This is a genomic window from Xenorhabdus eapokensis (assembly GCF_001908105.1).
Genome location: NZ_MKGQ01000103.1, coordinates 1 through 1,645, shown reverse-complemented (window position 1 = coordinate 1,645; position 1,645 = coordinate 1). Strand labels below are relative to the sequence as shown.

General features: G+C 54.3%; 2 protein-coding genes. Both read left to right on the top strand.

Going from position 1 to position 1,645, the window contains the following annotated elements:
- A partial coding sequence (locus tag Xedl_RS19505; protein WP_208605107.1) for a P27 family phage terminase small subunit occupies positions 1–147 on the top strand: 147 nt, incomplete at its 5' end.
- 1 nt (position 148) lies between these two features.
- A partial coding sequence (locus Xedl_RS19500) for a terminase large subunit (protein ID WP_074025370.1) occupies positions 149–1,645 on the top strand: 1,497 nt, incomplete at its 3' end.

The following is a 1,645-nucleotide window of genomic DNA, read 5'->3' as shown; positions in this document are numbered from 1 at the left end:
GCGGCAGGGATGAAAGCCGATGCATGGAAACGCATTCACGCCATGCTCAGTGCGTTCGGCATGTCCCCCTCCAGCCGGTCTAAGGTCAACATGGCCGGGGAAGACAAAGCGGATCCGCTGGCTGAATTTTTACAAATGAGAGACTAGTATGGCAAAAGTATCTGATGGCATTCGCTACGCCGAACGGGTCGTAGCGGGTGAGATTGTCGCCGGGGAACTGGTAAAGCTCGCCTGTCAGCGGTTCCTGAATGACCTGAAAACAGGCAAAGAACGAGACATTATATTCAGTGAACCCCGCGCCCAGCATATCCTGAACTTCTATAAATTCGTGCCCCACGTCAAGGGTGCACTGGCAGGCCAGCCCATTGATCTGATGGACTGGCATGTCTTTATTCTCATCAATATCTTTGGCTTTGTCCGTCCGCTGATTGATGAACAGACTGGCGAAACCGTCCTGCGCAATGATGGCAGTGGACGACCGGTGATGGTGCGCCGTTTCCGTACTGCGTATAACGAAGTGGCACGCAAAAATGCCAAATCAACCCTGTCGTCCGGTATCGGGTTGTACATGACAGGGGCGGACAGTGAGGGCGGGGCGGAAGTCTATTCGGCGGCAACGACCCGTGATCAGGCGCGGATTGTGTTTGAGGATGCCAAAAACATGATCAAACAGGCCAAATCCACTTTGGGCAGGTTGTTTGAGTTTAATAAGCTGGCAATTTATCAGGAGCAATCGGCGTCCAAGTTTGAGCCACTGTCCAGTGATGCCAACAACCTTGACGGCCTTAATATCCATTGCGGCATTGTCGATGAGCTGCACGCCCACAAGACCCGCGATGTGTGGGACGTACTGGAAACCGCCACTGGTGCCCGGTTGCAATCATTGCTGTTCGGCATCACTACAGCGGGATTCAATAAGGAAGGTATCTGTTACGAGCTGCGCGACTACGCCGTCAAGGTGCTGCGCGGTCAGGTGGACGATGACACTTTCTTCGGCATTATCTACACCCTCGACAAAGACGACGACCCGTTTGATGAGACCGTGTGGCAGAAAGCGAATCCCGGACTGGGCATCTGCAAACGCTGGGATGATCTGCGCCGGTTGGCGAAAAAAGCCAAAGAACAGGTCTCAGCGCGGCACAATTTCTTCACCAAGCACATGAACCTGTGGGTGACTGCCGAGTCGGCGTGGATGGACATGCTTAAGTGGGATGACTGCGAACCGCTGGCACCCCCGCATGAACTGAAAACCTACCCGATGTGGGTCGGCGTGGATTTGGCGAACAAGATTGATATCTGTGCCGCCGTCAAGGTGTGGCAGGGCAATAACGGACATGTCCATGCTGACTTTAAGTTCTGGTTACCGGAAGGCCGACTGGAACGCTGTTCCCGTCAAATGGCGGAGCTTTACCGGAAGTGGGGGGAGATGGGCGCCCTGATACTGACCGAGGGTGAGGTAGTCGATCATGCCCAGATAAAAGAAGAGTTGCTGCACTGGGTGGCTGGCGACAACTTAAAAGAGCTTGGCTTCGATCCGTGGAGTGCGCTTCAATTCAGTCTGGCACTGGAGGAAGACGGCGTACCTCTGGTGGAAGTGGCACAAACCGTGCGTAATCTGTCCGAGGCCATGAAATCACTGGAAGCG